Origin of the sequence: Citrobacter portucalensis, from assembly GCF_002042885.1 — a bacterium.
Lineage (GTDB): Bacteria > Pseudomonadota > Gammaproteobacteria > Enterobacterales > Enterobacteriaceae > Citrobacter > Citrobacter portucalensis.
Window position 1 is genome coordinate 1 of sequence record NZ_MVFY01000020.1, and the last position, 25,424, is coordinate 25,424.

Here is a 25,424-nt window from a genome sequence, read left to right on the forward strand (position 1 = left end):
ATACCATGAGTGGTTTTTTATTATTCCCGAAAATAAGAAGCGGCCTTGAGTGGATCGCCGGGCACAGCGATGCTGTCATTCAATTCGGCTGGAATATCGTTGCCGCCGTGATCTTATTGTTTATCGGTAAATTTATCGCTCGTCTGCTCTCTCGTGGGCTGGAAAAGTTACTGCTTAAACGTAAAGTCGACAGAACGATCATTCAGTTCTTCACCGCGCTGGTACGTTACATTACCCTCGCCTTTTCCGTCGTCGCCGCATTAGGTCGCATCGGTATTGAAACATCCTCCATTATTGCCGTCATCGGTGCCGCCGGACTGGCCATTGGCCTCGCGTTACAAAGCTCGCTTTCCAACTTTGCCGCTGGCGTGCTGTTGGTTTCCCTGCGACCTTTTCGCGCCGGAGAAGTAGTGCAGATTGGTGCAGTCACCGGAACAGTAGAAAAGGTGCACATCTTCTCCACCACCCTGCTCACCGCGGACAGCAAAGAAGTTGTGATTCCAAACGGTAAGATCATCGCTGACAACATCATTAACTATTCCCGTCACCCTTTTCGTCGTATCGTTCTGGTGATTGGTGTGGGTTATCAGAGTCGGATTGCAGAGGTTAAACAAGTTATTAATCACATTATCGAGCAGGACAGCCGCATCGATAAGCAACGTGGGGTAACCGTTCGTCTGGGCGAACTGGGCGCTTCAGCGTTGAATTTTTACGTGCGCGTATGGGTGCCCAATATCGAATACTGGAATACCTATTACGATCTGCTGGAAAACATTAAAGAGGCGCTGGACGCCAACCACATCGACCTACCCTATCCACAGATGGATGTGCGTATTCAGAATGTCGCACCTCAGCAAAAGTCTCAGCTGCAACTGGTCGATTAGCGTACTTTCCTGCAGAACATGCGCCTGAAGTATTTGCTGAAATGCGTGCAATAAAAAACCCTCTGTAAACAGAGGGTTTTTGCATATTACCGGTTCAAAAACCGCTAACGGAAAGGGATATTATTCCCACTCAATGGTAGCTGGCGGCTTACCGCTGATGTCATACACCACGCGGGAAATACCGTTCACTTCGTTGATAATGCGGTTAGAGACGCGGCCTAAGAAGTCATACGGCAGGTGTGCCCAGTGCGCGGTCATAAAGTCGATGGTTTCTACCGCACGCAGGGAAACAACCCAGTCGTACTTGCGGCCATCGCCCATCACACCAACGGAACGAACCGGCAGGAACACGGTGAACGCCTGGCTTACCTTGTTGTACAGGTCAGCTTTGTGCAGCTCTTCAATGAAGATAGCATCCGCGCGACGCAGCAGGTCGCAGTACTCTTTCTTCACTTCGCCAAGCACACGTACGCCCAGACCCGGTCCCGGGAACGGGTGACGGTACAGCATGTCGTACGGCAGGCCCAGCTCCAGACCAATCTTACGCACTTCGTCTTTGAACAGCTCACGCAGCGGCTCAACCAGACCCATCTTCATCTCTTTCGGCAAACCGCCCACGTTGTGGTGAGATTTGATAACGTGCGCTTTACCGGTGGCAGATGCCGCGGATTCGATCACGTCCGGGTAGATGGTGCCCTGCGCCAGCCACTTAACGTCTTCCAGCTTCAGCGCTTCTTCATCAAATACTTCCACGAATACGCGGCCAATGATTTTACGTTTAGCTTCTGGGTCGTTCTCGCCTTTCAGCGCGTCCAGGAAACGCTGCTCGCCTTCCACGTGAACGATGTTCAGGCCAAAGTGGTCGCCGAACATATCCATCACCTGCTGAGCTTCGTTGAGACGCAGCAGACCGTTGTCGACGAACACGCAGGTCAGGTTTTTGCCGATAGCACGGTGCAGCAGCATCGCGGTCACGGAGGAGTCAACGCCGCCGGACAGACCGAGGATAACTTTATCATTGCCAACCTGCTCACGAATGCGGGCAACGGCGTCATCGATAATTTTTGCCGGCGTCCACAGCGCTTCACACTGGCAGATGTCGCGCACAAAACGCTCCAGCATGCGCATACCCTGACGGGTGTGGGTAACTTCCGGGTGGAACTGCACGCCGTAGAAGCGTTTTTCTTCGTGCGCCATGATAGCGAACGGGCAGTTGTCGGTGCTGGCAACGGTCACGAAACCTTCCGGAATGGCGGTCACTTTGTCGCCGTGGCTCATCCACACGTCCAGCAGCGGTTTGCCGTCTGCGGTCAGGGAGTCTTCAATACCGCGGACAAGCGCGCTGTCGGTCTGAACTTCAACCTGCGCATAGCCGAATTCACGTTCGTTAGAACCTTCAACATGACCACCGAGCTGCATTGCCATGGTCTGCATGCCGTAGCACACGCCGAACACCGGCACGCCCGCATTGAAAACGTATTCCGGCGCACGCGGGCTGTTTTCTTCGGTGGTACTTTCCGGACCACCGGAAAGAATGATACCGCTTGGGTTGAATTCGCGAATTTGTGCTTCCGTAACATCCCATGCCCACAGTTCACAGTAGACGCCCAGTTCACGTACGCGACGTGCAACCAGCTGAGTGTACTGCGAGCCGAAATCGAGGATGAGAATGCGATGTTTATGAATATTGTCTGTCATTGACGCTAATTCCGAGGCAAGTGAAACAAATTCGCCCGGCATATAGCCGGGCGCGGAAACTTATCAGGAGCCCATGCGGTAGTTAGGGGACTCTTTGGTGATGGTCACATCGTGAACGTGACTTTCCTGAATACCCGCACCGCTGATGCGTACAAACTCTGCTTTCGTTCGCAGCGCGTCGATAGTACCACAGCCGGTCAGACCCATACAGGAGCGCAGGCCGCCCATCTGCTGGTGAATGATCTCTTTCAGGCGACCTTTATAGGCAACGCGACCTTCGATACCTTCCGGGACCAGTTTGTCAGCAGCGTTATCGCTCTGGAAGTAACGGTCAGAAGACCCTTTGGACATCGCGCCCAGAGAACCCATACCGCGGTAAGATTTGTAAGAACGGCCCTGGTACAGTTCGATTTCGCCCGGGGATTCTTCAGTACCCGCCAGCATGGAGCCAACCATCACTGCGGCAGCACCAGCAGCAATCGCTTTAGCGATGTCGCCGGAGAAACGAATACCGCCGTCGGCGATAACCGGAATACCGGTGCCTTCCAGCGCTTCAACGGCATCAGAAACGGCAGTGATCTGCGGAACACCGACGCCGGTCACGATACGGGTAGTACAGATGGAGCCAGGGCCGATACCCACTTTAACTGCGCTGCAGCCAGCTTCAGCAAGCGCGCGAGCACCTGCGCCCGTAGCAACGTTACCGCCGATGATCTGCAGGTCAGGATATTTAGCGCGAGTTTCACGGATACGCTGCAGAACGCCTTCAGAGTGGCCGTGAGAGGAGTCAATCAGCAGAACGTCTACGCCAGCGGCAACCAGCGCGTCTACACGCTCTTCGTTACCTGCGCCAGCACCTACCGCTGCACCAACGCGCAGACGACCATGCTCGTCTTTACAGGCGTTAGGTTTACGTTCTGCTTTCTGGAAATCTTTTACGGTGATCATGCCGAGCAGGTGGAAGCTGTCATCAACAACCAGCGCTTTCTCAACGCGTTTTTCGTGCATTTTGGCAAAAACGACATCGCGCGCTTCGCCTTCACGAACGGTCACCAGACGCTCTTTTGGCGTCATATATACGCTAACCGGCTGGTTCAGGTCAGTCACAAAACGCACGTCACGGCCGGTGATGATGCCGACCAGTTCGTTATCTTCAGTCACTACCGGGTAGCCAGCAAAGCCGTTACGCTCGGTCAGTTCTTTCACTTCGCGCAGAGTAGTGGTTGGCAGTACGGTCTGTGGGTCAGTTACCACGCCAGATTCGTGTTTCTTCACGCGGCGAACTTCTTCAGCCTGGCGCTCGATGGACATGTTTTTGTGGATAAAACCGATGCCGCCTTCCTGGGCCAGGGCAATTGCCAGGCGCGCTTCCGTCACGGTGTCCATTGCTGCGGAGAGCATAGGAATGTTCAGGCGAATGGTTTTCGTCAACTGGGTGCTGAGGTCAGCAGTATTCGGCAGAACGGTAGAATGAGCGGGAACGAGGAGGACGTCGTCAAACGTCAGGGCTTCTTTTGCGATACGTAGCATGGGCAATATCTCACCTGGGAGGTTATTAAATATTGCCGCGGCATTATACAGAGCGTAACCGATTGCATCCACACTTTTTTGCAAAAAAACCTTGCGCTCCTCTGTGAGCATGTTACTTTCGACTGAATAACTTGCTGATTTAGAATTTGATCCCGCTCACATGTTATCCTCTCAGACCACCTCAATTTTTACCGTAAGCCGCCTAAATCAGACGGTTCGTTTGCTGCTTGAGCAGGAAATGGGACAAGTTTGGATCAGCGGTGAAATCTCGAATTTCACTCAACCGTCCTCCGGTCACTGGTATTTCACGCTCAAAGATGACACCGCCCAGGTACGCTGCGCGATGTTTCGCAACAGCAATCGACGGGTAACGTTCCGCCCACAGCACGGTCAGCAGGTCCTGGTACGCGCCAACATTACGTTGTACGAACCGCGTGGCGACTACCAGATAATTGTTGAGAGCATGCAGCCAGCTGGTGAAGGTTTGTTGCAGCAAAAATATGAGCAACTCAAAGCCAAACTGCAGGCTGAAGGGCTATTCGATCAGCAGTTCAAAAAATCACTACCCTCACCGGCTCACTGCGTTGGGGTCATTACCTCGAAAACCGGGGCTGCGCTGCACGACATTCTCCACGTGCTGAAGCGCCGTGACCCATCCCTGCCCGTTATTATCTACCCGACCGCGGTCCAGGGCGACGATGCGCCAGGACAGATCGTTCGCGCCATTGAGCTGGCGAACGCGCGGGGCGAGTGCGATGTGCTTATCGTCGGGCGCGGCGGCGGTTCTCTGGAAGATTTGTGGAGTTTTAACGATGAACGCGTAGCACGGGCAATCTTTGCCAGCCGCATTCCGGTAGTAAGCGCCGTCGGCCACGAAACAGATGTCACTATTGCCGATTTTATTGCAGATTTACGGGCGCCTACGCCATCAGCAGCGGCGGAAATTGTCAGCCGCAATCAACTGGAACTGCTGCGTCAAATTCAGCATGGCCAGCAGCGTCTGGAGATGGCGATGGACTACTACATCGCCAACCGTACTCGTCGCTTTACCCAGCTTCATCACCGTTTGCAACAGCAACATCCGCAACTGCGTCTGGCCCGTCAGCAGACCGTGCTGGAGCGGCTGCGTCAGCGGATGAATTTCGCTCTTGAGAATAAGATTAAGCAGGCCAATCAGCGCCAACAGCGCGTAAGCCAACGCCTGAGCCAGCAAAACCCACAGCCGCGAATTTATCGGGCGCAAACCCGTATTCAGCAACTGGAGTACCGTCTGGCAGAAAATATCCGCGCGCGTTTAAGCGCACAGCGAGAACGCTTCGGTAATGTGGTGACGCACCTTGAAGCGGTGAGTCCTCTCTCGACGCTCGCTCGCGGCTATAGCGTCACTACCGCGACCGACGGCAAAGTGCTGAAGCAGACCAAACAGGTAAAAACCGGTGATGTGGTCACTACCCGCCTGTCAGACGGCTGGGTAGAGAGCGAAGTGAAAGGCGTAACGACGGCAAAGAAAACGCGTAAGAAAAAGCCAGATTAAACCGGCACAAATTCCACACGTTTCTTCGAGATCAGACCATGGCCATTCTGACAGAAGTAGTCCACCGCCCCGCAGGCTTTTAACACCTGGAGTGGCTGATGGCACTCCGGGCAGCGCGCTTCTAACGGAATATCTTTTTTACAGTTTTCACAGTGTGCCACACCGTTTTGTGGTTCCAGTTCTGCATGACAATCCGGGCAGGTCATCGACATGGTGACTCCTTTAAATGGTGTTCAATTCTGCGCTAATTTTACCATGATACGCTTAGTGTGAACCACGCAACTGTTGCTGTAGGATCAGTAATCGTTCTACCTCATCCAGCCTGCGCTGCGTCGTGTGGCTCACTTCCTGCGGGCTGCGTTCAAACAGACTTTGCGTCCCCAGAATATGTTCCGCCAGACAATGGGCATAAATCGTACCAGGCAGACACCAGCGTTGCACAACATCACCGTCAATCAATTCGAGCACATCGTCGGCACCCTGTCGGTCGTAGCTGATGATACGCCCATCACGCAGATAAAGGCGCAGACCTTTTTGTCCGCCAGCAGGCCCCGCGTATTTATTCAGCCAGATATCCAACGGTACACCGCTAATCAGTCCTTGCAGATGCGCCTCTCCTTCAGCCGTGGTCAGGTCACCCTGGATGATGTTACGTCCCAGACGGTCTTTAGCGCTCTTCACCTGCAGGGTCATGCTGTCATCACCGCCCAGGTAACGCACTGTTTCACGCAGCATGGCCAGTACGTGTGTGCCAATGTCCAGAATCACACCGTCCGGGTGGCGAAGCTCACGCGTATCTGGCTCACCAGTGGCAAAGTTGAGCGCGATCGGCTCTCCTGTAGCGTTATATCCGCTCGGCTCCTGCAAAAAACCGTCGATTTTAACAACGTCTGAAAAGTGAGAGACAAGTGCCTGTTGTGGGTTATCGCCCTGCCACTGCGCACCGAGTTTTCCCAATGCCAGCTGCATTGCGCCATTACGCGCCATCCAGTGGTCGAGCGCCAGCACACGGTCGGCAGCGTCGGGTTGCTCCAGCAGCGTTTTCAGTTTTTCAATTTGGGAAAGCGTGGCAACAATCGGTTTTTCAACCACGATTCGTGCGATGGGAGCGGCCAGCGCCTGTTCAAGCACATCGAGATGATGCAGAGAAGCGGTGGTGATAAACAGGGTATCAAGCGGTGTTGCAAGAAGTTCAGCGAGCGATGCACAGCGTGTCACACCAGCGGGCTGTTTTGCGGGTTGCACGTCAAATCCCACACAGCACAGGGAATCACCGTAAAGTTTACGCAATGCGGGCAAGTATGCCGTTTCAACGACTGCGCCAAGCCCAACAAACCCTAACAGCATGTTCTCACCTCGTAAATGAATTGGCCGGGACATCACGTCTGCCCCGGCACAATCGAGGTGTTATCAGGCGCTAGTAGCCGGTTTAGTTTGCGTATTCTCCAGCATGCGACGGATCGGCACAATGAGGACGATCAGTACCGCGGCGCAGATAAGCAACGCAATCGAGCAGCGAGCGAAGAGATCCGGCAGCATATCCAGTTGGTCGGCCTTCACATGACCACCAATCAGACCTGCGGCCAGGTTACCCAGCGCACTGGCGCAGAACCACAGGCCCATCATCTGACCGCGCATTCTTTCCGGGGCCAGCAACGTCATGGTCGCCAGACCGATCGGGCTCAGGCACAGCTCACCAAGCGTCAGCATCAGGATGCTGCCCACCAGCCAGAATGGGGAGACGCCTGCGCCACCGTTACTGAGAACGTTTTGCGCTGCCAGCATCATCAGACCAAAGCCTGCAGCGGCACAGAGAATACCGATAACGAACTTGGTGATGCTGCTCGGGCGAATGTTCATGCTCGCCAGTTTCGGCCACGCCCAGCTGAATACCGGTGCCAGCAGAATGATAAAGAGTGCGTTTATCGACTGGAACCAGACCGCCGGGATTTCAAAATCGCCGATCATACGGTTAGTGTAGTCATTAGCGAACAGGTTAAATGAGGTTGGCTTCTGCTCAAATGCAGACCAGAAGAACGCGGCGGAAACCAGCAGGATAAAGCAGACCAGCAGTCTGGCGCGCTCTTTACGGTTCAAACCGGCAAAGATGAACAGGTAGATAAAGTACAAGGCAACGGAGGCTGCAATCACGTATACCAGTATGCTGGCAACCGCGACCGGATTTATCACAATCACGCCCTGCGCAATCAGCGTAACGATAACGGCTACGCCGACGGCCAGCGCCAGCAGCCACGCGCCCACACCGTTACGTTTCACTACCGGGCTGTTCCAGGTTGAGTCCAGACCCACTTCGCTGTCATAACGTTTCATCGATGGAACGGCAAACACGCGGAAGATGATCAACGCCACCAGCATCCCGATACCACCGATGCCAAAGCCCCAGTGCCAACCGTGGGATTTAATCAGCCAGCCGGAGATCAGCGGCGCGATAAACGACCCCATATTGATGCCCATATAGAACAGCGAGAAACCGCCGTCGCGACGCGCATCGCCTTTTTTATACAGCGTGCCAACCATCACTGAGATACAGGTTTTAAACAGACCGGAACCGAGTACGATAAACATCAGGCCGATAAAGAACAGGTTGTTCCCCATAATGGCCGAGAGCGCGATCGACAAGTGACCGAGCGCAATCAAAATGGAACCGTACCACACCGCTTTCTGTTGGCCGAGCCAGTTATCCGCCAGCCAGCCACCTGGCAGCGCGGCGAGATACATCGTACCGGCAAAGATACCCACAATCGCCGAAGCATTTTCACGCGCCAGCCCCATGCCGCCGTCATAAACGGTAGCAGCCATAAACAGGATCAGTAACGGGCGAATGCCGTAAAACGAGAAGCGCTCCCACATCTCTGTGAAAAACAGCGAGCCGAGCGGATAAGGATGACCGAAGAAAGTTCGGCTTTCTTTTTGATTAACAGAGGATTGCATAATTCTCCCGAAAGTTATGTCGTCGTGCGTGTAAACACCGCGATGTACGCCAGCCAGTTACGTATCTGACCGATTTTTTACATGCGGCGAAAAGTTATTTAACCATTTGATAACCTAAGGCTAGTTTTGTCTAGTACCAGCCCCCGGACTTTAAGATGAAAACTCGACAAATGTCTACTTTCTTAGATTTAAACTTGGTAAAAATCGAATAGTGATTGACATCGCACGGGCTGAGGCTGGCGATGGAATACCGAAAAAAAACCCGCGACAAGCGCGGGTTTTTATCAACATCAGCAACGATTATTTGCTTTTTTTAATGTGCTTAATCAAACGCTTACGTTTACGCATCTGGGTCGGCGTCAGTGTATTACGTTTATTCGCAAACGGGTTTTCCCCTTCTTTGAACTGAATACGGATTGGCGTCCCCATCACGTCCAAAGACTTGCGGAAATAGTTCATCAGATAGCGCTTGTAGGAATCCGGCAGGTCTTTGACCTGGTTGCCGTGAATCACCACGATTGGCGGGTTATAACCACCAGCGTGGGCATATTTCAGCTTCACACGACGACCACGCACCAGCGGCGGCTGATGATCTTCTACTGCCATGGTCATGATGCGCGTCAGCATCGCGGTGCTCACTCGACGTGTGGAGCTATCGTATGCTTCACGGACCGATTCAAACAGATTACCCACGCCGCTACCGTGTAGCGCAGAGATAAAGTGTACGCGCGCAAAATCAATAAAGCCCAGACGGAAGTCCAGCGTCTCTTTGACCTGCTCTTTTACTTCCTGCGTCAGGCCATCCCACTTGTTGACTACGATAACAAGTGAGCGCCCACTATTGAGGATAAAGCCCAGCAGCGACAGGTCCTGATCGGAAATCCCTTCACGCGCGTCAATCACCAGCATCACCACGTTGGCATCTTCAATTGCCTGCAGCGTTTTGATTACTGAGAATTTTTCTACCGCTTCGGTAATTTTGCCGCGCTTACGCACGCCCGCGGTATCAATGAGCACATATTCGCGTTCATCGCGCTGCATCGGAATATAAATACTGTCACGCGTGGTTCCCGGCATGTCGTAAACCACTACGCGGTCTTCGCCGAGAATACGGTTAGTAAGTGTGGACTTACCTACGTTCGGACGACCAACAATCGCCAGTTTGATCGGCAGGTCCTGCGGGTTGAAATCGTCCTCAGGCTCTTCTTCGCCGTTTTCTTTGGCTTCCAGCTGCGCCCAGTATTCTGCGTCTTCATCCACTTCTTCCTGAGGAGCAACGTCATCCATCCACGGCAGCAGAACATGCTCCAGCAGGCTGAGAACACCACGACCATGGGACGCCGCGATCGGATAAATTTCACCCAGACCCAATGAGTAGAAATCAACAACCGCCTGGTCAGGATCGAGTCCGTCAGTTTTGTTGGCGACCAGGAACGTCGGTTTCTGGCGCGAACGCAGATGTTTAGCAATAGCTTCATCCGCTGGCATCAGGCCAGCACGCGCATCCACCATGAACAGCACAACGTCTGCTTCTTCGATAGCCAACAGCGACTGTTCCGCCATACGGGTTTCAACACCGTCTTCGGTGCCATCAATACCGCCGGTATCAATACAGATAAACTCACGGCCTTCAATTTCCGCACGACCGTACTTACGGTCACGAGTCAGACCCGGGAAATCCGCAACCAGCGCATCTCGGGTGCGAGTTAGACGGTTAAATAACGTGGATTTGCCAACGTTAGGGCGCCCGACAAGCGCGACCACAGGTACCATGTTTAAAGCCTCATTTAAAAAATCATCAGACAACGGGCACATTTTTTGCCCCGTTGTTAAAAACAGTAAAACGGCCCCTGCACCAGGAGCCGTTTTTCAAAGCGAGCGGCCGGGACGATTAACGCGTAATGGAGTACAGCGTACCGTCTTTCGCCTGGATCAGCAGTTTACCATCAGCAGAGACCGGCTCGGTCAGGAAACCTGAGCTGTCGACTTTCTGCTGGGCAACAAAACGACCATCGTCAACGTTAATCCAGTGCAGGTAGCCTTCGCTATCACCGACGACCAGATTGCCATTATACAATACCGGGGACGTCAGCAGACGGTGCAGCAGATCGCTTTGCGTCCACAGCGTCACGCCGCCATCGGTGGTCAGCGCCAGTACGCGGTCATTCTGGTCAACCAGGTAGATACGGTTACCGTCGACGATGAAATCATTCACCGAGCCCAGTTCGCGTTTCCACATAATCTGACCGCTGCGCAGATCCAGCGCCGTCAGGTTACCATTATAAGCCAGCGCGTAAACAACGCCATTGACGATAACCGGCGTGGTATCAACGTCGCTCAGACGATCGATTTCCGTTGGGCCTGTCGCCTGTGAGATACGCTGCTGCCAAATCATCTGGCCTTGCTGCATCAGCACGGCGCTCACGCGACCGTTATCACCGCCGACAATAGCTGCGCCAAAGGCGGTTGCCGGAGCGGATTCACCACGCAGAGACAGGGAAGGCATGTCGAGGTTAACGGTCCATTTGATGGCGCCATCAGCTTCGTTTAATGCCTGCAACTGGCCGTTGCTGGTGTGGATCAAAACTACGCCATCGCTCACAACAGGACGAGACAGCGCTTCACCGGCGACTTTCGTCTGCCATGCGGTGGTACCGTCGCTGGTATTCAACGCATAAACCTGTGCTTTTTCGCTGCCAATGTAAACATGTCCGCCGGACACGGTTACGCCGCCAGAAAGCTGTGCAGATGCACGGGAGAACCAGCCGTCTTTCTCTCCCAGATTCACAGACCAGACTTCTTTACCGTCGCCTGCGTTCAATGCTTTCACTACACCAGCGCGATCGGCTGCATAGACAACGTTATCCGCCAGCGCAGGGTGAAGATTGGAATAGAAATCACCAATACCGTTACCTACGGAGGTGCTCCATTCCGTAGACGGAGTAAACTGGTTTTCAACCACCGGTAATGGGGACATCTTAACGACATCTTCTTCGCCACTAAACAGTGAACAGCCGCTCAATAGGGTAACGGAAAGCAGCCCTGGCAGAAGTAATTTACGCAATTGCATCGGGTCCCTCTCAGATGGACAAATTATTGATTTTCATCTGCATCATTTCGCTCAGAGCAGGAGAGGCATCGCTTTTCACACCCGCTTCCCATGCGCTACGCGCACCTTGTTTGTCGCCTTTGCTCAGCAACGCTTCACCGCGCAGATCGGCAACAATGGCCGTCCACCCTTCACCTTTAATGGTGTCGAGTGTTTTCAGCGCGGTATCAGCCTGTTTAAGCTGAACCTGAACACGAGCCAGACGCAGGTTAATCACCGCTTTGAGATTTTCATCGCTGGTCGCAGCCAAGCCCTGTTGCAGCTGACTTGCGGCTTTCTCAAGTTCATTTTGGTCAACAAACTGCTGCGCAAGTTCCAGTGAAGCTAGCGCGCCGTAGGTATTTTTATTCTCTGCAGCAAATTTCTCAGCGGCAGGAATGCTGTCCGGTTTACCCGCGCTAACCGCAGTCACCGTATTTTGATATGCCAAAGAAGCAGAGCGTGCGGACTCCGTCTGATGGCTGGTCCAGTAACGCCAACCAACCAGCGCGCCAACCCCTAAAATGATCCCAACAGCCAGCGCCTTGCCGTTTTCAGCAAAGAAGCGTTTTACCGCATCAACCTGGTCGTGTTCGTTCTCGTAAATTTCCACGCTGTCCTTCTCCTTAGCACAGTAAAGTGCGCAAATGCGCGGCAACGCTATCCTGCGCTACTGCCGTTTGCTCACCAGAGCGCAAATCCTTCACTACAACAGTACCGTCAGCCACTTCGGACTCGCCCAGTACCAGTGCAACGCGGGCGCCCCACTTATCGGCACGGACAAACTGTTTCTTAAAGTTGCCGCCACCGTGGTTTGTCATCAGTTTCACACCAGGAACTTCATCGCGCAGACGTTCTGCAAGCGTCATTGCCGCCGACTGCGTGTTCGCCCCTGAAGCAACCAGGTATATATCGACAACAGGATCTGCGTTAAATTCCGGATTAACTGCCTGAACTAACAAAACAAGTCGTTCCAGCCCCATAGCAAAGCCCACGGCTGGCGTTGCACGACCGCCAAGTTGCTCTACCAGACCGTCGTAACGACCACCGGCACACACGGTGCCCTGAGAACCAAGGCTGCTGGTGACCCACTCAAATACGGTGCGGTTGTAGTAATCAAGACCACGAACCAGACGCTGATTGACGGTGTAGGCAATGCCTGCGGATTCCAGCAGTTTGCACAAGCCCGCGAAGTGCTCGCGAGAGTCGTCATCAAGATAGTCGCCCAGTGCAGGCGCGTCGTTGAGCAGCGCCTGTACTTCCGGGTTTTTGGAGTCGAGAACGCGCAGCGGATTGGTGTACATACGACGCTTGCAGTCTTCGTCCAGTTTCTCTTTATGCAGTTCCAGGTAGGCGACCAACGCATCACGGTAGTTAGCGCGGGCTTCAAGCGAACCGATTGAGTTCAGCTCAAGGCTAACATGCTGAGAAATACCCAGCGCGCGCCACCAGCGAGCGGTCAGCATAATCAGCTCCGCATCGATGTCCGGGCCTTGCAGGCCAAATACTTCGACACCCAGCTGATGGAATTGACGATAGCGTCCTTTCTGCGGACGTTCGTGGCGGAACATCGGCCCGATATACCACAGACGCTGTTCCTGATTGTACAGGAGACCATGTTCGATGCCGGCGCGTACGCAGCCCGCAGTCCCTTCAGGACGCAACGTCAGGCTGTCGCCATTACGGTCCTCAAAGGTATACATCTCTTTTTCAACCACGTCGGTAACTTCACCGATCGCGCGTTTGAATAACGGGGTCTGCTCTACAATCGGCAAGCGGATTTCACTGTAACCGTAGCTACCGAGCACGTTTTTGAGAGTGCCTTCAATGCGCTGCCAGATGGCGGTTTCGCCAGGCAGATAATCGTTCATGCCGCGAATGGCTTGAATGTTTTTTGCCACGTTTATTCTCTTTATGAATATAAAAATGAACCCTCAGCGCTAACCCGAACAATGCGGGCGCCATGCGGGTTCAATCATACACGGGAAGCACGCCGCTTCCCATCACGTTGTTATTTTTCAAGCTGCTGCACGTCGATACGACGCGCTTCGTCCAGAATACTCGCTTTAGCGCGGATGCGGGCTTCAAGCTGCGTAATCATATCGTCGTTATCGAGTCTGTCCTTACGCACGCCGTCTTCATACAGGCCGCTTTTCTTGTTACCGCCCGTCACGCCCAGCGTAGAAACCAGCGCTTCACCAGGACCGTTTACCACGCAACCGATGATCGAAACGTCCATTGGCGTAATGATATCTTCCAGGCGTTGCTCCAGCGCGTTAACCGTACCAATAACGTCAAATTCCTGACGCGAACAGGTTGGGCAAGCGATGAAGTTGATCCCGCGCGCGCGAATGCGCAGCGATTTCAGGATATCGAAACCCACTTTGATCTCTTCCACCGGATCGGCTGCCAGAGAAACACGCAGCGTATCGCCGATCCCTTCAGATAACAGCAGGCCAAGGCCGATCGCGGACTTCACCGAACCACTACGCAGGCCACCGGCTTCGGTGATCCCCAGATGCAGCGGTTGATCGATCTGTTTCGCCAGCAGGCGATAGGATTCTACGGCGAGGAAAACGTCAGACGCTTTAACACTGACTTTGAATTGATCGAAGTTCAGACGATCGAGGTGATCCACATGGCGCATAGCGGATTCCAGCAGCGCCTGCGGCGTCGGTTCACCGTATTTTTCCTGCAGATCTTTTTCCAGCGATCCGGCGTTGACGCCGATACGGATTGGAATATTTTTATCACGAGCGCAATCCACCACCATGCGAATACGCTCTTCACTGCCGATATTACCTGGGTTAATACGCAGGCAATCAACGCCGTATTCCGCCACCTTCAGCGCGATACGATAGTCGAAGTGAATATCGGCAACCAGCGGGACGTTAACCTGCTGTTTGATAAGCTTGAACGCTTCTGCGGCATCCATTGTCGGTACAGAGACACGAACAATATCTGCGCCTACGCGTTCCAGCGCTTTAATCTGATTAACCGTCGCTTCCACATCCGTGGTACGCGTGTTAGTCATAGACTGTACGGCGATGGGCGCACCATCGCCGATCGGCACGTTCCCAACGTAAATGCGTGTCGATTTTCTACGTTGAATTGGAGCCTGGTTATGCATTAAAAAATCTCCCGCATTGCCGTCTGTTACTGAGCCGGTGATTGTTCGGCATTAACGGTCAGACGCGCAACCTGGTTAGTTCTGATAAAACGACTCAGATCGACAGGTTTACCCTGGAACTGAATCTGCACTGCCGCCGGGGCGCCAATTTTCAGTTTGTACGGCGCTTGACCGGTCAGGTTTAGATTGCCGTCTTTACGCTGCATCCCGCTGAACAGTTTTTTACCGGTCGCATCGGTTACTTCCAGCCAGCAATCGGCGGTAAAGTTCATCACCAGCGCGTTAGGATCGGCTACAGGTGTAGTCACACCTGCCTGATCGGTTGGCAGAGGAGCCGCTGTAGCTGGCGCTGTTGGCGCTGCGGTTGCGGTATCGACGTTAGCCTGAGATGGGGCAACAACGGCGTTCTGTTGCGCATCAGCGGCGGGGGCCGGGGTCGCAGCAACGTCTGGCGTTGGCGCTGCGTCCGCTACCGCACCATCGTCAGGAGCCGGAGGGGTATCCTGCCCTGCTGCTGCGCTGGTATCTAACGGTACGTTCTGCGCGCCCTCTTTACCGGCATTCAGCTCAGCAGAGGATTGATCGGCCATGGTGGTGATCTCTTCCTGCTGTGCTTTATGGTTCTGCCACCACCAGGCGCCTGTCAGTCCGACAACGACAAACAGTACCAGCCAGGTAAAGGTCATTAACCAGCCGTCGCGTTTCTTACGACGTTTGCCGAGCGAGAAGCTCTGCATCGGTGCGACTTTAGCTGGTCGAATCGGAGCCTGTTTTTCCAGCCCTGGCAACAGTTCTTCTTCAGGAATATGCACCAGACGCGCATAAGAACGGATATACCCGCGCAGGAATGTTGAAGCAAGATCGGCTGGCGCCTTATCTTCTTCAATATCGCGTACCGTGGAGACCTTCAGGCAAAGTCGCTCCGCGACTGCCTGCTGGCTGAATCCGAGTTGTTCACGGGCATTGCGCAGACGAATGCCGGTGGATAGTGTTTCATTTTTGTCGTGCGTGGCTTCAGTATTCATTCGCTACAGCTGCGTAAATTTGGGTTCTGATGCCGGCGAGCCACAATGCTCACCCACACCGCGAAACATCTGGTCAGTTAACCTTCGTCAGACAGTATAAAACGGTCAGACTATCAATGACAAAACGGCGTAAACCTGAGGGCTAAACACTTGTTACGCCGTTACATACTGCCTTAAAGTCGACAAAAACGCACCGTTATTATTGACCTGACGACGACAACAAAAAACCTCATATGGCTTACGTTGCACTACGGTACAGGAATTATACCGTAGTGCGCCAACATCAAACGGTCTTAATCTCGATAGCGTCGCCCTGCATACGCTTACGCAGAGTACGCTTGGTACGGTCGATAACGTCGCCCGCCAGCTGACCGCAGGCTGCATCGATGTCATCACCACGTGTTTTACGCACGATGGTAGTGAAACCATAGCTCATCAACACTTTGGAGAAACGATCGATACGGCTGTTAGAACTACGGCCATACGGCGCGCCCGGGAACGGGTTCCACGGGATCAGGTTGATCTTACACGGCGTATCTTTCAGCAGTTCTGCCAGCTGATGCGCGTGTTCAGTGCCATCATTGATGTGATCTAACATCACATACTCAATGGTTACACGACCCTGGTTAGCGTTGGACTTCTCCAGATAACGACGAACCGCGCCAAGGAATGTTTCGATATTGTACTTTTTGTTGATAGGTACAATTTCGTCACGAATTTCATCGTTCGGCGCATGCAGAGAAATCGCCAGCGCGACGTCAATCATATCACCCAGCTTATCCAGCGCAGGGACAACACCTGAGGTGGAGAGCGTGACGCGACGCTTGGACAGCCCAAAACCGAAGTCATCGAGCATGATTTCCATCGCCGGAACCACGTTGGTCAGGTTGAGCAGCGGCTCGCCCATCCCCATCATCACCACGTTGGTAATAGGACGCACGCCCGTAGCCTTCACCGCACCGACGATCTTCGCCGCGCGCCAGACCTGACCAATGATCTCCGATACCCGCAGGTTACGGTTAAAGCCCTGTTGCGCCGTAGAGCAGAATTTACACTCTAATGCGCACCCGACCTGTGAAGAAACACACAGGGTCGCACGATCGTCTTCCGGGATATACACCGTTTCAACGCGCTGAGCGCCAACCGCGATAGCCCATTTGATCGTACCGTCAGAAGAACGCTGCTCTTCCACCACTTCCGGGGCGCGAATTTCAGCCACTTCTTTCAGCTTGTTACGCAGCACCTTGTTGATGTCAGTCATGTCATCAAAGTTGTCGCTGCAATAGTGGTACATCCACTTCATGACCTGATCGGCACGAAACGGTTTTTCGCCCATCTCTTTGAAGAATTCGCGCATTTGCTGACGGTTCAGATCCAGCAGGTTAATTTTTCCATTTTTATTTGGAACCGCAGGAATGACGACTTCAGAGGTGTTAACTAATTCAGACATAATTTTTTCCGGCCTCGTTGTTACACGTTGTGGCCCGTGGAGGGTTAAAAAGAAACGCCCCGGCAAGCGATCTGCTCTTCCGGGGCGTTGCATTGTACAAAGTCTGGCGCAGGGATGCCACGTTTGCACGAAGCATTAGCGAAAATAATATGTAAAGGAAGATCGTAGGCCTGATAAGACGCATCAGCATCGCCATCAGGCAAAGCAGAGACGGATGCGCAAATGCTTATCCGGCCTACCCCACGAGCTTATTAGCGAGTGCGCGGGCAAACCTCACCTTCACCAAAGAAATAGGCGATTTCGCGCGCCGCTGACTCAACGGAGTCGGAACCGTGAGTACCGTTCTCGGTGAAGCTGTCAGCGTAGTCTGCACGCAGAGTACCGGCCAGCGCATTCGCCGGGTTGGTTGCGCCCAGCAGATCGCGATGACGCTGTACGGCATTTTCGCTTTCCAGAACAGAAACAACGATCGGACCGGAGGTCATGAATTCAACCAGACCGTCAAAGAACGGTTTGCCATCGTGCTCAGCATAGAAGCCACGTGCCTGCTCAACGGTCAGGTGCAGCATTTTAGTGCCGACAATTTTGAACCCTGCTGCTTCAAAGCGCGCAAAGATGCTCCCAATAACGTTTTTTGCCACCGCGTTTGGTTTGATGATGGAAAAAGTACGTTCAATAGCCATGATAACCTCTGTAATGTGTTCTGTTGTTGTCTATATAGATGTACGACCTGGCGCGGATTATAAAGAGCATCCCGGCAATTGACTATTGATGAAGGTAACATTTCTTTAAAATAAGATGAATTTTAGCAACAAACAGTCACCAACTGGTCTACTGCATCGAAAATCTCACCGTCGCTACCTGACCAGCGTCATCCATCACCAGCAGTTGATAATCCCCTTTAGTCGCCAGCCGTAGCGTAAGACGACGTCCTCGTTCTTCCAGCCTTTCACCGTTAAGAAACCACCAGCGTTCACCGCTCCCACCACTGGTTTGCACCGGCAATGAGGCTTGAGCAGAACCGGGTAAACGCTTCACAATCGCGCCATCACGAATGCCTGTCAACTGCAATGGCTGCGAAGCGTCTTGTCCCAGCGGCGGACACATGGCAGAAACTGGCGGTAATCTCGCCCCACGGCGTTCTGATTCAGGTAGCCATGGCTCCAGCGGCAACGGCCAGACGATTAATGTTTGCTCGTGCGCCTGCGGGCAATCCGCCGCCACACGTTTGCCTTCATCATCCAGCCAGACAGGAAAACGAATGCCATTAACCCCTTCCTGCTCGGGCAATAATAACGTTGGCGGCTGACTGCCATCCAGTAACCAGGTTGCCAGACGGCGACGGCAGTTGCTGTCTCCTGGGGCAAGGGATTGCCCGCCCGGCCAGCACACCACGCCGCGACTCACGGAATCAGGACGTGGATCTTCCGGCTGATTGGTCCCGCGAGAGAGCAAAAGATTGTTGACCTGATTGAGCAGCGGCACGGCGCTGGCAAATCCAAACTGGCCCACCACCGGCGTTCCGTCTGGTCTGCCAGTCCAGATACCGATCACATAACGGGCATTAACGCCAATCGCCCAGGCATCGCGATAGCCATAGCTGGTGCCCGTTTTCCACGCCAGCGGAACCACTCTGCTCAGTGCGTTATCCGGCAGCGGTTGCGCTTCGTCGGCCATAATACGGCGAATAATCCACGCCGCGCCCGCCGACATCAACGGACGTTCAAGCAGTGGGTCACCCGGCTGCAGACGCAGTTTTCCCGCTTTTCCCTTACGGGCAAAGGCGCTGTACGCTGCGGCCATATCTTCCAGCCTTGCCCCCGCGCCACCTAAAATCAGCGACAGATTCGGCGCAGCCCCTGCGGGCAGATACAGCGGTAAGCCGACGTTACGTAACGATGCGGCAAAGCGCTTCGGACCATAGGCTTCGAGCACCTGCACGGCGGGTAAATTCAACGACCTTACCAGCGCTTCGCTCATACTCACCGGGCCATGAAAACCGCTGTCAAAATTCCCCGGTCGATAATCTCCGGTTCGCCGCGGGACATCCTGCAACAACGAAGCGGGATGAATGAGTCCGTCATCCAGCGCCAGACCGTAAACAAACGGCTTCAATACCGAGCCAGGCGAACGGATAGCATTCACCATATCCACATGACCAAAGCGGGAGTCGTCATTCATATCTACCGACCCCACCCAACCACGCACGCTCATATCGGTGTGATCGACCACAATCATTGCCAGCGAACTGCGTGCAGGTAAGCGCCCCTTCCAGTTCTGCGCCAGCTCTTCCAGTTGACGCTGCAATCCGGCATCAAGGGTAGTCACGATTTTATCGCTCCGGCTTTTTCCCAGCATCATGCGCGAGAATAACGGCGCTAACTGCGGCATTTGCCGGGGCGACAGCCAGACTGGCTCTTCACGCGACTCCTGTACCTGTCTGGCAGGCCAAATACCCTGGCTCGCCATACGTTCGAGTACTTTATTACGCGCCGCTTCAGCACGGTCCGGCCAGCGATCCGGACGCAGGCGACTCGGTGCCTGTGGCAAAACAGCCAGTAGCGCGGCATCGGAGTAACTCAAATGCGCGGGTGATTTACCAAGATAGGCCCAACTTGCCGCCCCGACACCCTGCAGCGTACCGCCAAACGGCGCACGGTTGAGATACAGTGTCAGGATGTCGCGTTTGGAGAGATGCCATTCCAGCTGCAATGCGCGCCAAAGCTGGCGAAACTTGCCGCCGAAGGTTCGCGGATGGGGATCGAGTAATCGTGCGACCTGCATGGTGAGCGTACTGCCGCCCGAAACCACACGCCCAGAGGAGAGGTCCTGCCATGCTGCGCGCAGTACTGAAAACGGATTGACGCCGGGATGCTTCCAGAACCAGCGGTCTTCGTAGTTAATTAGCGCCTCAAGGTAGCGGGGCGACACCTCATCAATCGTTACCGGATACCGCCAGATACCTTCGGCATCGGCAAAGCGCCAGAGTGGCGTACCATCATGTGCCACCACGACCCGTGCCGGATCGACTTCGCGCAAGGGCAGCGGCCAGATTTTATCTGCCGCCCAAACTGCCGCCACAATCAATAGCGCAACGGCTGCCAGCCAGAACCAGCAGCCGCGTTTACCCAACCGGCGCATCATTTACGGTCTGACAATCAAAAGTCCCTCTGTCGCACCGGTCGCGCGCCACTGCGGAACATACATTGATTCCACCTGTGGGACGGGAACCTGGTAGGTCCCCGGCGTTACCGCACGCGCCAGATACACCAGCGTAACCGGTTGTCCTTCATTGACCGCCACCGCAGCGACAAAGCGATCGTCACGGAACTCAACGTGCTGGATATCTGCCTGCTGCATCTGATTAAGCAAATTCGCCACTTCGCTACCGCTATCCTGCAGGCTGGCGCTGCCGTTGGCCAGATTCTGGTTTTCCAGTTCCAGTCCTGCTGGCAGTAAATCGACCACCAGCGCATCCGGCACGTTCTGGCTGGCTTTCACCTCCAGCCAGACCAGCACCAGCTCGCCGCTGCGCAGCGAATCCAGCGATTTGCTGTTTCCGTCGAGCCCCAGAATTTGACGCTCAATATGCAGAACGTTGCTGGCAGGCGTCGGTGAGGTTTGCGGATAACCGCTCACATCCAGACGCAGCCACAGCGGTTGATTACCGGTATTGGTGACGCTCAGCGTAGACAGCGCATCGGCATCCAGATTACGCGTCTGTGATTTCTCCCCGGCTAACGGTTGCTCCGAGAGTGACGTTTGCGCCTGCCATGTGCCTGGCAAGTCCTGTAACGTACGCGCGGCAAGGAACAACGCATTATTTTCCTGAGTCGAGAGCCAGCGCTGCCCAAAGGCCTGTTCTGACAACGTGTTCAGCAGCGTATTCTGCACGTCAGGTTTGAGCTTGTTCTCTTCGAGCAAGGCCAGCATCAACGCGTTATCCCGTAACGCACTGCCGTAATCCGCCATCCACTGTTGCGTATCGCGGCGCGGCGTATTCAGCGCCAGCGTCAACGCCTGTTCACTGCGGTTAGCATCGCCCATATTTTTCAGCGCGATCCCCAGTTGCAACAGCGGTAAACCAGAAGCCGCCTGAGCGCGTCGCTCCCAGATTTCACGCAGTGCGCCAAGCGGGGCTTTTTGCTGACGCGCCAGAACCAACGCGGCGTAGGCTTGTACGGCAAATCGGCTTGCTGAAGAGTCGTCGGTATAGCGAATCGACAACATTCCTGGATCCTGCAAATAGCGCAGCAGCCGCTCGTTGCCACGGTTAATCACCTCAACCGGGACGCTGTAGCCTTGTTCGTTCGCACGGACGAGGAAATCCATGACATACGCAGTCAGCCAGTACTCTTCTGATCCGTTTTTATCCCACAGCGCGAAACCACCGTTATCACGCTGCATCTGCACTAAACGAGAAATCCCAATATCGACTGCCGCGCGGCGTTTTTCATCGCTGTCGCCCACAATACCTAACGCCTTCAATTGCGCAGCATTGGTGTATAAGGATGGGAACAACCCGCTCGCCGTTTGCTCCAGGCAGCCGTAAGGGTAAGCCTTCAGTTCGCGGATATAACGCGCCAGATTCAGCGGCGGCTTACCGCTGAACAGCAGTTGTCCCTGCATCGTTGCAGGGGAGAAATTGGTCAGTTCTTCGCCCGGAAGCTGCCAGGTTGCGCCCGGTTGAAGTGCGACACCGTTATTAACGGTTTGCGCCGGGAACGCCGGACGCACGCCAATCTTCCACTGTTTATGCTGAACTGGCAGCGTTTCACCCGGTAAAGTCAGACCGCTAATTTCTGCCTGAATTTCGCCATCGCCAAACCCCTCCCGCGCACGCACCGGAACAAACAACGTAGTCCGTACGCCTGGTGCCAGATTCAATGGAGCAGGATCTTGTCCCATCAGCTCCAGTAAACCGCTGGCCGCGAGCTTAATATTCAGTGTTTGCGGTTTGTCAGTCAGGTTAGTCACGTCCAGCGTCAGTCGCGAGGTATCGCCTCCCGCCAGAAAACGCGGCATATTCAGTTCAGCAATTACCGGCGCGGCAACAATCACCTTGCTTTCACTGCTGCCAAAGTCATCCGCCGTCCAGGCCTGTGCCATTACCCGTAGCTCGCCGTTGAAATCACCAATCGGTAGCGTCACCGTACCTTCGCCCTGCTCGTTGAGCGTGACCGGCAGCGCCTGTTGCGCCACGATATTGACGTGATTGACCGGTGGCTTACCGCCGCGTTTTAATTCATCGCCATCACCACCAAAACGCAGCGCCGCCAGCCGCCCTTGCCCTTCGATCACCTGGCCGTAAATATCATAAATATCCGCGCCATAGCGTTTTTGTCCGAAAAATGCCTGCCACGGATCTGGCGTGGCGTAATCGGTAATGTTCAACACCCCGCTATCAACGGCAGAGACCAGCACGTTGACCTGTTTTGGTATGTCGCCATTTTTGACGCTGGCTTTAATCTTGACGGTCAACGACTGGTTTGGACGTATTTTCGCCGGGTTTTCCAGCGCCAGCGCCAGACGACGGTTTTCATCACCTAACGGCAAATGCAGTAAACCAACCGCCCGTTTTGGCGTGGCCGAACGGGACTTGTCGCCAGGACGAACCACCAGCGCACTGAGATACAAATCGTGGCGATTCCAGGTTTTATCAATCGGGATGGAGATATCGAGACCATCCGCCGGTACGTCTATTTCTTGCCACCACAGCGGGCCTTCGCTGGATTCCACCATCGCATAACCTTTGCCAGCAGCAGGAGCGGCAACGTGCAGCTTCATGGTATCGCCAGGACGGTAGCTGGGTTTGTCCAGTTTCAGAGTCACGCGATCGGGACGCACAGCCCCACTGCCGTCGCTGTTATCCTGCCAGCTATAACCTGCCCAGAAGCGTACGCTGCTCACCGCATCATTCGGGGCTTTCACTTCCAGACGATAGGCACCCCACTCAACCGGGAAGCTGACTTTACCGGTTTCATCGGCCTTAAGATCCAGAGTCTGCTCACCTTCAACCAGATCCTTTTGATCGAACTGTGATTGCCAACCCTCGCCTTCAGACCAGTTCCAGTAATAATCCCGGCGCTCGCGGATCAAACGCACCTGCAAACCGGACACCGCTTTTTTCTCGCCCTGCGCATCGGCATAAACAATGTCGAAAGCGGCGTTGCTGTTTTCATCAACGATAGGCTGATTCACAGTGGTATCAGTGCGGTAGTCATAGACGGCTTTTGCCGCAAACTGCGGACGAATACCCGGCAGCATGTCCGCAGGCCAGATGGCTTGTTCAGCCCGACGCGTCACCGGGCGGCCACCTGATTCCAGCAGGCTGGCTTGCAGGATCACCTGTAACGGGGAATGCGTCTCCTGCCATTGGCTGTTGGTGCTCACTTCGCCGCGACCGTGTTCATCCAGCGTAAGCTGAACTTCATCGAGGCTGCGGGACAGGTTTTCTTCGGCAATATTACCAAACTGGAACCCCGGCAATGCCTGCACCGCTTCGCGCAGCGGGCGCAGGAAAAGCTGCCCTTGCAGAGCATTGCCGTTAGCGGGCGCGCCGTACAGGTAGTAGCCCACTACCGAGAACTTCACTTCATCAGCCGGAGCCACCGGAATCTTATTAGCGGAGAGATTGAGCGCCATCCGCTCAGGCATAAAATCTTCGACGTGGAAATCCCACATACGTGACTGGTTGTCGCCCGTATTAGCACGAATATGCCACATACCGGTTGGCGCGTTGGTGTCCAGCGGCCAGCTAAAACGGTACAGACCGTTCTCCGGCTGGCTAACCACCGAACGTAACACTTGCCCGTCGGGCTTCACGACCTCCAGCTTCACCGGCTGGTCGGGCAACGTTTTGCCGTCGCTGTCACGCAGTAATCCGTTGAGGATCACCGTTTCGCCAGGACGATAGAGGTCACGGGGACCAAACATAAAGAACTGTTTGCTGTATCCCGGTGCACCGGCAATATCAAATTCAGCCAGATCCAACGCCGGGAGTTTCAAATCCAGCAGCGTGGTTTGCCCGTCTTTGCGGGCCAGCAATAAAGCCGCGTCTTTATAAGTCTCCAGTTTGACATGACCCTGCGCGTCGCTGGTAGCCTGCGCCAACGTCTGTCCTTTTTCGTTGAGTAAGGTGACCTCTATACCCTGCTGCGCAGCGCCGTTTTCCAGACTCTGCGTAAAGACATCCAGTTGATTATGGTAACGGTGCGCAGACACACCAATATCGCTGAGCGTGAACAGCGTAGCGGCATTACTGTAGTTGTATTGTCCAGCCTGATTCATCACCGCGATGTAAACTCCTGCTTGCTGCAACGGCTTGATATCGCTCAGCGGCAGCAGCAACTTCTCACGGGTGTTACGCGCAGGATTGAGGTCAAAGCGTCCGGTATACACCAGTTCCGCCATTTTCAGCAGATTGTCAGATTCCCAGTTCGTCAACGAATTGCGGTATTCCCACTGGCTGACAAATGCGCCGAGCGATTCAGGCTTCACACGAAAGAAGTTCACATCCACGCTGTTAACGTTGAGGGCCATTACCGGCAGGCCTTCAATTACTTTTCCCGGCAACAGCGAGCCGCGACTGGCAAACCCAACGCTTGGCTGTACATCGCGCGTGGTAATGTTTTTTTCATAATCAATAGCGAACGTCGCTTTATTCAGCGCCAGCAAATCACGCTCAATGGTCACCACCAGTTCCCGGTTAGGTTCCAGATGGCGTAAGCGCAGCTCTTTCAGATTTGGCGCTAGCTCCCAGGCACCATCCACTTTGCCGCTTTTTTTATCAACAACGTGCACGACGCGGGAAAAATCTTGTTCTGGATCGAGGGGAATGGAGAAGGTCAAAACGAGCGTTGCCGCACCGTCGAGCTGGACCTCTGAGGCATCCAGCAGCGTCAGCGACTTGCCCTGGCTTTGCTGCATCAGCTTTTGTAATTGAGCTTTATCTTTTGCTGGCGCAGTCTGTGCCGCAGGCGCATCAGGTTTCGCAGCCGTCGGTGATTTTTCGTTATTATTATCGCACCCGACCAGTGCCAGCATCAGCATGCAGGCCGCTACGCGTAAATGTTTCATTTTTCATCCCTGGCCGTAGTGGCCCGTTAGCTACGTAGAACAACTATTATGCGT

Annotated in this window: 17 protein-coding genes; 2 read left to right on the top strand and 15 right to left on the bottom strand. The window is 54.3% G+C overall.

Annotated features, from left to right (window positions below; translation table 11 throughout):
• The first annotated feature begins 5 nt into the window (after positions 1 to 5).
• On the top strand, positions 6 to 884 hold the full coding sequence (gene mscS / locus BZK40_RS21630) for a small-conductance mechanosensitive channel MscS (RefSeq protein WP_079935301.1): 879 nt from the start codon (positions 6 to 8) through the stop codon (positions 882 to 884).
• 120 nt (positions 885 to 1,004) lie between these two features.
• Here the strand turns inward: mscS and guaA are convergent, their stop codons facing one another.
• Positions 1,005 to 2,582 (bottom strand): glutamine-hydrolyzing GMP synthase, encoded by a 1,578-nt coding sequence (guaA, locus tag BZK40_RS21635; RefSeq protein ID WP_048216398.1) that lies wholly within the window; start codon positions 2,580 to 2,582, stop codon positions 1,005 to 1,007.
• A gap of 63 nt (positions 2,583 to 2,645) precedes the next feature.
• A complete protein-coding gene (gene guaB / locus BZK40_RS21640; RefSeq protein WP_003037756.1) occupies positions 2,646 to 4,112 on the bottom strand; it encodes an IMP dehydrogenase in 1,467 nt (488 codons plus the stop codon).
• A gap of 160 nt (positions 4,113 to 4,272) precedes the next feature.
• On the opposite strand from guaB, the gene xseA reads away from it, so the two are divergent.
• Positions 4,273 to 5,646 (top strand): exodeoxyribonuclease VII large subunit, encoded by a 1,374-nt coding sequence (gene xseA, locus BZK40_RS21645; protein WP_079935281.1) that lies wholly within the window; start codon positions 4,273 to 4,275, stop codon positions 5,644 to 5,646.
• Here the strand turns inward: xseA and BZK40_RS21650 are convergent.
• The 13 genes from BZK40_RS21650 to BZK40_RS21715 form a co-directional block, all read right to left on the bottom strand.
• Positions 5,643 to 5,858 carry a zinc ribbon domain-containing protein gene (locus BZK40_RS21650; RefSeq protein WP_003835160.1) on the bottom strand — a complete coding sequence of 72 codons (216 nt, stop codon included), beginning with the start codon at positions 5,856 to 5,858 and terminating at the stop codon, positions 5,643 to 5,645. The genes xseA and BZK40_RS21650 overlap by 4 nt on opposite strands.
• A gap of 52 nt (positions 5,859 to 5,910) precedes the next feature.
• The gene (locus tag BZK40_RS21655; protein WP_079935282.1) at positions 5,911 to 6,993 is read right to left on the bottom strand and encodes a Gfo/Idh/MocA family oxidoreductase; all 1,083 of its coding nucleotides are present in this window, start codon (positions 6,991 to 6,993) and stop codon (positions 5,911 to 5,913) included.
• Between the two features lie 63 nt (positions 6,994 to 7,056).
• Positions 7,057 to 8,598 (bottom strand): peptide MFS transporter, encoded by a 1,542-nt coding sequence (locus BZK40_RS21660; RefSeq protein ID WP_048225012.1) that lies wholly within the window; start codon positions 8,596 to 8,598, stop codon positions 7,057 to 7,059.
• A gap of 300 nt (positions 8,599 to 8,898) precedes the next feature.
• Positions 8,899 to 10,371, bottom strand: a complete 1,473-nt coding sequence (der, locus tag BZK40_RS21665) for a ribosome biogenesis GTPase Der (RefSeq protein WP_003835168.1) — start codon at positions 10,369 to 10,371, stop codon at positions 8,899 to 8,901.
• Positions 10,372 to 10,489: 118 nt separating this feature from the next.
• Positions 10,490 to 11,668 (bottom strand): outer membrane protein assembly factor BamB, encoded by a 1,179-nt coding sequence (gene bamB, locus BZK40_RS21675; protein WP_008785453.1) that lies wholly within the window; start codon positions 11,666 to 11,668, stop codon positions 10,490 to 10,492.
• Positions 11,669 to 11,678: 10 nt separating this feature from the next.
• Entirely contained in the window at positions 11,679 to 12,299 is a 621-nt protein-coding gene (locus BZK40_RS21680) for a YfgM family protein (RefSeq protein ID WP_003835172.1), read from the bottom strand.
• A gap of 13 nt (positions 12,300 to 12,312) precedes the next feature.
• The gene (gene hisS, locus BZK40_RS21685; protein WP_079935283.1) at positions 12,313 to 13,587 is read right to left on the bottom strand and encodes a histidine--tRNA ligase; all 1,275 of its coding nucleotides are present in this window, start codon (positions 13,585 to 13,587) and stop codon (positions 12,313 to 12,315) included.
• Between the two features lie 110 nt (positions 13,588 to 13,697).
• Positions 13,698 to 14,816, bottom strand: coding sequence for a flavodoxin-dependent (E)-4-hydroxy-3-methylbut-2-enyl-diphosphate synthase (gene ispG, locus BZK40_RS21690; RefSeq protein ID WP_003037720.1), 1,119 nt, complete (start codon positions 14,814 to 14,816; stop codon positions 13,698 to 13,700).
• 26 nt (positions 14,817 to 14,842) lie between these two features.
• A complete protein-coding gene (gene rodZ / locus BZK40_RS21695) occupies positions 14,843 to 15,841 on the bottom strand; it encodes a cytoskeleton protein RodZ (protein WP_079935284.1) in 999 nt (332 codons plus the stop codon).
• 283 nt (positions 15,842 to 16,124) lie between these two features.
• Positions 16,125 to 17,291 carry a dual-specificity RNA methyltransferase RlmN gene (gene rlmN, locus BZK40_RS21700; protein ID WP_079935285.1) on the bottom strand — a complete coding sequence of 389 codons (1,167 nt, stop codon included), beginning with the start codon at positions 17,289 to 17,291 and terminating at the stop codon, positions 16,125 to 16,127.
• A 251-nt stretch (positions 17,292 to 17,542) separates the two neighbouring features.
• A complete protein-coding gene (gene ndk, locus BZK40_RS21705) occupies positions 17,543 to 17,974 on the bottom strand; it encodes a nucleoside-diphosphate kinase (protein ID WP_003037710.1) in 432 nt (143 codons plus the stop codon).
• Between the two features lie 148 nt (positions 17,975 to 18,122).
• A complete protein-coding gene (gene pbpC / locus BZK40_RS21710; RefSeq protein ID WP_079935286.1) occupies positions 18,123 to 20,435 on the bottom strand; it encodes a peptidoglycan glycosyltransferase PbpC in 2,313 nt (770 codons plus the stop codon).
• Complete coding sequence (locus tag BZK40_RS21715) at positions 20,436 to 25,370, bottom strand: alpha-2-macroglobulin family protein (protein ID WP_079935287.1); 4,935 nt, start codon at positions 25,368 to 25,370, stop codon at positions 20,436 to 20,438.
• Between the last annotated feature and the right edge of the window lie 54 nt (positions 25,371 to 25,424).

Bases quoted from the DNA above. Each gene is read 5' to 3' on its own strand.
- mscS (WP_079935301.1), top strand. From the start codon at position 6: ATGAGTGGTTTTTTATTATTCCCGAAAATAAGAAGCGGCCTTGAGTGG.
- guaA (WP_048216398.1), bottom strand. From the start codon at position 2,582: ATGACAGACAATATTCATAAACATCGCATTCTCATCCTCGATTTCGGC.
- guaB (WP_003037756.1), bottom strand. From the start codon at position 4,112: ATGCTACGTATCGCAAAAGAAGCCCTGACGTTTGACGACGTCCTCCTC.
- xseA (WP_079935281.1), top strand. From the start codon at position 4,273: ATGTTATCCTCTCAGACCACCTCAATTTTTACCGTAAGCCGCCTAAAT.
- BZK40_RS21650 (WP_003835160.1), bottom strand. From the start codon at position 5,858: ATGTCGATGACCTGCCCGGATTGTCATGCAGAACTGGAACCACAAAAC.
- BZK40_RS21655 (WP_079935282.1), bottom strand. From the start codon at position 6,993: ATGCTGTTAGGGTTTGTTGGGCTTGGCGCAGTCGTTGAAACGGCATAC.
- BZK40_RS21660 (WP_048225012.1), bottom strand. From the start codon at position 8,598: ATGCAATCCTCTGTTAATCAAAAAGAAAGCCGAACTTTCTTCGGTCAT.
- der (WP_003835168.1), bottom strand. From the start codon at position 10,371: ATGGTACCTGTGGTCGCGCTTGTCGGGCGCCCTAACGTTGGCAAATCC.
- bamB (WP_008785453.1), bottom strand. From the start codon at position 11,668: ATGCAATTGCGTAAATTACTTCTGCCAGGGCTGCTTTCCGTTACCCTA.
- ispG (WP_003037720.1), bottom strand. From the start codon at position 14,816: ATGCATAACCAGGCTCCAATTCAACGTAGAAAATCGACACGCATTTAC.
- rodZ (WP_079935284.1), bottom strand. From the start codon at position 15,841: ATGAATACTGAAGCCACGCACGACAAAAATGAAACACTATCCACCGGC.
- rlmN (WP_079935285.1), bottom strand. From the start codon at position 17,291: ATGTCTGAATTAGTTAACACCTCTGAAGTCGTCATTCCTGCGGTTCCA.
- ndk (WP_003037710.1), bottom strand. From the start codon at position 17,974: ATGGCTATTGAACGTACTTTTTCCATCATCAAACCAAACGCGGTGGCA.
- pbpC (WP_079935286.1), bottom strand. From the start codon at position 20,435: ATGATGCGCCGGTTGGGTAAACGCGGCTGCTGGTTCTGGCTGGCAGCC.
- BZK40_RS21715 (WP_079935287.1), bottom strand. From the start codon at position 25,370: ATGAAACATTTACGCGTAGCGGCCTGCATGCTGATGCTGGCACTGGTC.